Raw genomic sequence first — 3,336 nt, 5'->3', positions numbered from 1 at the left:
AAACCTTGAAGTTGAACCCTTTCTTCTTCGCTCAGGTGCACTCGATATATTTTTGCAGGCATAATCCTTTTTCTGCAAAATTAACTACCTGAATATAATCGTCAAAATTAAGTTGAAGTAACACTAGATGCTTTTTATGGCTCCGAACATATGCTCAAGATTGAGCAACAGAATGATATTTATCGGGTCGATTTGACCATTAGTTCCAGCGAAGAAAAATCATGGGCACTGGCCTCTTAATAACCTATTCAATTCATGAAACATTTTATTTGGATTCTTCTTTTTAACTGTCATTTCGTGTCTGGTCAGTCATCCGATACGCTTGTACCCCCCAAGTCGCTGGCAGTCACCGATACGGTGTTTGCGAAAATAATTCATGATCCCTTTCGGGGGCTAGAAAATTTGGCTAGTGACGAAACGCAGGCTTGGATTGATCAAAAGAATCAATAGGCTAAGCAGGTATTATCCCAACAACCAATCCACAAAACATTTCAGCAAGAAATTAACCAATGGTCCGATCAAACCGCTATTCGGGCTTCTGTTCCCGTAGATAATGAGGCGGTTAGCTACACCATCCGTCATTTGGTGGCAACCGATGAGCAGCAAGTGCTACTATACCGGCATCCACTAGATTCAGGAACCGTCTTGTTTGGAACCAGTGACATTATAGATAGCGACAATAGCCACTACAGTATTGAAAGCATTAATCCTTCGCCGGATAATCGTTATATCGCGGTGTGTGGTTTTGCTGACGGCAGTGATTGGATGGAAATACGCGTGTTTGATCGTGAGGCAAGTCAATTTACTGCAGAAGTTATCGATGCGAGTCTCTCGTATTTCCCTTTTTGGCTACCCACTAGTCGTGCTTTTTTTTATACCCAGTTGGATGTACCTAATGACTCTACCAATTGGTTTGATCACGTTCAGGTGAAACTACACCATCTGGGTACTGAGACACAAACCGACCGTATTATCTTGCGTCAGAATGGCTTTGAAAGTCTCGCTTATCAGACAGGCGATTTCCCAACTATTCAAGTGCTACCCGACAGTGCCACGGTACGCTGTTCCGTAGCCCACGGTATTTCACAGTACCTGGATTACTATGTAGCCCCCCTGACTGATATTCTCGCCCCTAACACTTCCGAAGATCCCTGGCAGCAACTTGTTCCCGACGAGTTTATTGTCAATGCGCTGTTTGATGAGCAGTTTGCTTATCTGCTGATTAGCACCAGGGACTCAGCCAGTCAGGTGATCCAACTACCGTTAGATAACTTGCAAAAGATGCAGGTACTTTATACGGAAACGCAAGGCTACATCAGCGAGATAGAAGTACGCACCGAGGGGCTATATATGGAAGTTGTCCGCAATGGAATCAGTGAGCTGTGGCTACTAAGGGAAGGGCACCCCGATCGTATTCTGCTCCCTTTTGCTGGAGACATTACCCTGACGGCGGAAGCGTATCAGACTAAAGTTCACGGACAAGGCATCTACTTTGGTCTTTCTAGTTGGAACCAAGAATATAGTATCTATTACTATGACCCAATAAGCGATACCGTTCATAGGACTCCTATTCGTCCGAAAGGAATACCAGAGGATGGGCCTACGTTAGTTGTAGAAGAAGTACTTGTTCCCTCACATGATTCGGTGATGGTACCGCTTACGATTATCTACCAGAAAGGGACCGAACTTACGGGTGACAATCCGATCATTTTAGAAGCCTACGGGGCGTATGGGATCTCACTAGAGCCTGACTTAGAGACCAATTTATTTCCTTGGTACCAGCGCGGGGGAATTATCGCTAAAGCCCATGTACGAGGAGGTGGAGAGAAAGGCCCGAACCGGCATACCCAAGGGCGAAAAGCTCAGAAACCGAACTCTTGGAAGGATTTGGTTGCCTGCGCGGAATATCTACTTCAAAACGAATATACCTCAACGGCTTGTTTGGGTGTTAGTGGGGGGAGTGCCGGAGGAATAGCGGTGGGGATGGCCTTGAACGAACAGCCAGAACTCTTTGGGGCGGCAATGCTGGAGTATCCTTTTCTGAATCCTACCCGATTGGCTGTTTCTTCCGACGGAGATGTACACTACGATGAGTTTGGCAATCCTGAAGACTCGGTAGAATTTGGCTACCTGTACCAAGCTGACCCCTATCTTCATCTTGCCGATAAAGACTATCCAGCCGTACTGCTGACGGGTGGGGAAGGGGATACGCGGGTAGAAACATGGGAACCGGCGAAGTACGCCGCCAAATTGCAAACGATCCGAACGAATGAAGAACCTACGCTGCTTAGAATCTATGAAGGGGGACACGGAGCTATAAGTTCCGAGGAGTTCATACATCAACTTGCCGATAAGCTGACCTTTTTCTGGTGGCAATTAGGTGCTAATCTATCGGATGATGTACCGGGTCAGTAGTGCTTGCTGTTCCTCATAACAAATAGACAAACCAAAAATAGATACGATGCTGAATCTGATCGCAATAGACGACAATGCCTCCGCCCTAAGTACTATTGAAAAGTATGCCGCTAAAGTCGCTTGGGTCAACCTCATTGCTACGTTCACTTCACCCTTAGCTGCGCTTGATTTCTTGGGGGAAAACACGATAGATGTGGTACTCGTTGACGTGCAAATGCAGGATATTAGCGGACTGGATTTTATTCACATCGTCAAGCAGAAACAAGGAACCACAATACCAGCTTTCATTATCATCTCCGCTTTTAACCAGTATGCTATTCAGGGCTTCGATCTTAACATCAGTGACTACTTGTTAAAACCCTTTGGTTTTGATCGGTTTCTTACCGCCTTAGAAAAAGTGCGGGTTAATGGTCATGCAGGCATTACACCAGTATCTTCTCCTAGCAATATTGGATTGTTTGTCCGGCAAAACAGTAAGCACCTGCAAATCAATCCTACCACCATCCTTTGGGTAGCCTCCAACGGGCATACGGTTCAAATTCATACCCGTTTAGATACTCCCTTACTGGTGACTGAAACCATGACCCATATGGAAAGCGTACTGCAACCCTACGGTTTTCACCGGGTACATAAACGCTATCTGGTCAATCGGAGCCATATAAAAGAGATAAACTCCTCATCTATCATGATGGAATATCGTCCTGAACCTATTCCTATTGGCAAAACCTACCGATCCGTTATCCGACAAATGAGTAGTAACAGTATATAGCTTTTATATAACTAATACTTTTATTTTTATAATTATTCCGTTTATTTTGTAGTTTGGAATGATGTGAAGCGTATGAAGTTTCCTGTATATAAACAACTAGATTCAGTAGACTGTGGGGCCACTTGCCTGCGGATGATTGCCCGTCACTACGG

3 protein-coding genes and 1 pseudogene are annotated in these 3,336 nt (G+C 45.1%); all 4 read left to right on the top strand.

What is annotated here, in order from left to right:
- The first annotated feature begins 255 nt into the window (after positions 1–255).
- Complete coding sequence (locus WBA23_RS25735; protein ID WP_424585143.1) at positions 256–450, top strand: hypothetical protein; 195 nt, start codon at positions 256–258, stop codon at positions 448–450.
- Between the two features lie 15 nt (positions 451–465).
- Positions 466–1,542 (top strand): annotated as a pseudogene (locus WBA23_RS25730) (hypothetical protein); the annotation flags it as partial.
- Positions 1,543–1,647: 105 nt separating this feature from the next.
- A complete protein-coding gene (locus WBA23_RS25725) occupies positions 1,648–2,415 on the top strand; it encodes a prolyl oligopeptidase family serine peptidase (protein ID WP_424585144.1) in 768 nt (255 codons plus the stop codon).
- A 46-nt stretch (positions 2,416–2,461) separates the two neighbouring features.
- A complete protein-coding gene (locus WBA23_RS25720) occupies positions 2,462–3,184 on the top strand; it encodes a LytR/AlgR family response regulator transcription factor (protein ID WP_424585142.1) in 723 nt (240 codons plus the stop codon).
- The last annotated feature ends 152 nt before the right edge of the window (positions 3,185–3,336 follow it).

Origin of the sequence: Tunicatimonas sp., from assembly GCF_049647865.1 — a bacterium.
GTDB lineage: Bacteria > Bacteroidota > Bacteroidia > Cytophagales > Cyclobacteriaceae > Tunicatimonas.
This window is presented reverse-complemented; position numbering and strand designations above follow the sequence as displayed.